Source organism: Luteibacter sp. P4_E6 (assembly GCF_056401535.1).
In genome coordinates, this window is the sequence record NZ_JBFUJE010000585.1 from 1 (window position 1) to 2,305 (window position 2,305).

At 63.5% G+C, this 2,305-nt stretch carries 3 protein-coding genes; 1 reads left to right on the top strand and 2 read right to left on the bottom strand.

Features of this window, described 5'->3' with window-relative positions; all coding sequences use genetic code 11:
- Window positions 1–238: 238 nt before the first annotated feature.
- The gene (locus tag AC1DT2_RS21085; RefSeq protein WP_477298516.1) at window positions 239–961 is read right to left on the bottom strand and encodes a hypothetical protein; all 723 of its coding nucleotides are present in this window, start codon (window positions 959–961) and stop codon (window positions 239–241) included.
- A 111-nt stretch (window positions 962–1,072) separates the two neighbouring features.
- On the opposite strand from AC1DT2_RS21085, the gene AC1DT2_RS21090 reads away from it, so the two are divergent.
- Window positions 1,073–1,579, top strand: coding sequence for a J domain-containing protein (locus AC1DT2_RS21090; RefSeq protein ID WP_063572855.1), 507 nt, complete (start codon window positions 1,073–1,075; stop codon window positions 1,577–1,579).
- On the opposite strand, the gene AC1DT2_RS21095 is transcribed toward AC1DT2_RS21090, so the two are convergent.
- The coding region (locus AC1DT2_RS21095; protein WP_477298518.1) for a TIGR03013 family XrtA/PEP-CTERM system glycosyltransferase at window positions 1,576–2,305 on the bottom strand (730 nt) is incomplete at its 5' end. The two genes, AC1DT2_RS21090 and AC1DT2_RS21095, sit on opposite strands and share 4 nt — an antisense overlap.

Sequence of the window (2,305 nt, forward strand, 5' to 3'; positions counted from 1 at the left end):
CTGCATATTCCGTGGCGTTTCCTTCGACTCGCCGCGGCCCTGGGTGTCGGGAGCCAAAGCTAATCCCATGTAATTGCGAAGAAAATAGGTCGATGGTTGTAGGCGCCAACGTACGATTTCGGACAGGTACCGTGACAGGTATCGACCTCATGTTGTCCGTCATTTGAATCGAGCGGCGACGCGAAAGGGCCGCAGGCGATCCGTCAGCACTCACGAACGTCCGAAATCGGACAGCCGCTCAGCGGATCGCGATGATCCAGAGGGCGGCACCTTGCACGGGTGCGACGGTCCAATGCACGCGATAGGTACCTGCGGCATTCACCTGACGCCAGGCCACCGCGCCTTGGACGCCACTTTCGTCGGGTAGCTGCACGAAGGCATCAATGAGTTGAAAGCCGTCGCCAGGTGTTGCCGTCATGCTCTTGACGCCACCGTCGCCCCACCAGAAAGCCAGTAGCGTCGCCGGGCCATCGACGGTGATGTCGTCACTGGCGACGATGAGTGCCTTGTCGGCGTAGTTCTGCGCAAAGGCCTGTACGCGCGATGCGTTGCGCACTTCGACGAAGGGTAGGGATAGTTCGCCTTTGGGCTCGCCGGGCTTGGCAATGGAAACCGTGTGCGCGGGACCACCTTTTCCCGCCACGGCCACATAGGCGCGGACATCGAATCGATCCCCATAGTCGGCATAGGTGAGGGGGTGGCCCAAGGCTTTCCACCGGTTTCCGTAGCTATCGACCGGTGGGCTGTCATTGTTGCTGTAGCCCGCGTTGAACACGACGAACACGCTTCCGGTTGCCTGGGTGTCCACAGCCGGCGTCACGGCAGGGCTGACGCCCAGACCCTCGCCCTGGCCAAGGAAGACGTGGGCGCCGAGGGAGGGGGGTGGGGCGTCGGTGGCGAACGACATCACAGATACTCCGAGCAGGAGCCCTGCCAGCATGAATCGGCGTGCCTGGCGCATCGGCCCTCTCCAAAAGTTGTACTTGCAAGGTGTCCGGGCGTGGGCCACCCTTGGCCGGGCGACGGTTCGCACGACGATACGTCGTGCACGTCGCGACAGGGGAGCCGCACGGTGGCCGATGAAACCGACTTTCTCGACCTTTACGGCAAGCTCCGCCTGGAGCCGAACTGCTCGTTGGCCGAGTTCAAGCAGGCCTACCGGCGACACGTTGCAGCCTGGCATCCGGATCGCCGTCGCGGCAGCCGCGCCGACACCCTCGCCGCCGCGCGTCTTCAGCGCCTTACGGCTCAATACAGCGCGGCGATGGAATTCCACCGGCGTCATGGGCGCTTGCCCGGCGCGGCGGCGTTACCGCGTACTGCCGTGTTAGTGGCGGATAGCACGGAAGCCGCCGTATATGTCGAGAACGATCTGCCCACCGCGGCCGTCGCTGCTTCCGGCACGCAGGGTGGCGACGAACGCTTCGAGGAAACGCCCCTGCGGGCATGGCGCACTCGCTGGCTCTGGCTTGCCGCGCTGGTGATTGTCGCGGTGATCGCATGGTCGCTGATTCCCGTCGGCGGCACGGATGACGACGATGCCGCGACCGAAACCGTCAGCATGGCATCCACGCCTTAGCGCGCTCCGCGGCCGAACAACACCACCTCGACCGTCTCGATCAGGATCACCATGTCGAGGAAGAGGTTGTGGTTCTTCACGTAGAAGAGGTCGTACTTGAGCTTCTCCGCGGCGTCTTCCTCGGAAGCACCGTAGGGATAGCTCAGTTGCGCCCAGCCGGCGAGACCCGGCTTGATGCTGTGGCGCAGGTTGTAATAGCGGATCTTCGTTTCCAGGTCCGACACGAACTGCGGACGTTCCGGGCGCGGACCGACGATGCTCATGTCGCCACGGATCACATTCCACAGCTGCGGCAGCTCATCGAAGCGTAGCTTGCGGCAGATCCGGCCGACGCGCGTAATCCGGTCGTCGTTGCTCTTTGCCCAACGTGCCACGCCGTCCATCTCGGCGTCGGTACGCATGCTGCGGAACTTGTAGAGCCAGAAGGGACGGCCATGCTCGCCGACGCGTTCCTGACGGTAGAAAATGGGCTGGCCGCGTCCGGACTCCACGCGAATGAAAAGCATCACGCCAAGCATGATTGGCCAGCAGAGCAGGGCGATCGCGAGCGAAGCGACGATGTCGAAGCTACGTTTCAGGAAGACAGCCGCCGGTGATGCGTTGAAGCCGCCGGAGAAAACCAGCCACGAAGGGTCGAGCATGGTCAGCTGCACACGACCCGCCTCGCGCTCGACGAAGGTCGTCAGGTCGGTGATCTGCACGCCGAGCTGACGGCAGGCGAGGAGG